Annotated in this window: 1 protein-coding gene; it reads right to left on the bottom strand. The window is 53.2% G+C overall.

Annotation, left to right across the window (positions count from 1 at the left end):
• The coding region (locus AC1DUA_RS40335; RefSeq protein WP_477504977.1) for a metallophosphoesterase family protein at positions 1-526 on the bottom strand (526 nt) is incomplete at both ends.

Genomic DNA, 526 nt, shown 5'->3' with positions numbered 1-526 from the left:
GGTCAATCCATGCCGCAGCATCGCGTTTCTCTTCCAGCCATTGGTGAACCTGCCCTACGCCTTCTTTGGCTTTCCAGCTAACAAGAGGGCGTCCTGAGGTTAGATAAATCTCCTTAGGCTCAGCAGCCTGCCCAGGCTGGAGATCGAGCACTGTTACGGACTTGGCTTGTCCAGCTTCTGAGAAGCTATAAGCAATTGGCGATCCGCAATAGCGTATAGGCGAGGCTGCTTTTACATTTTGCGGCCTATGCAAATGGCCTAGCGCAACATACTGCGCCCCTGCTGTCAGCGCTGATGTATCTACGGTGTACGCGCCGCCCACTTGAATCGGTCGTTCCGACTCTGTTTCGAGGCCACCGAGCACGTAGAGGTGACTCATGATTAAATTAACAGTCCCCGTCTCATAAAAAGCGGCCTGTTTACGAATCAGTGCTCCCACTCGTTCGGAATATTTGCTCCGCAGCGCTTCCTCCTCCGCAACTTCCGATAGAAGTTCCTTGAGACGCGACTCCGATGGATAAGGAAG

The sequence above is a fragment of the Paenibacillus sp. 01T422 genome, assembly GCF_056398785.1.
This window is presented reverse-complemented; position numbering and strand designations above follow the sequence as displayed.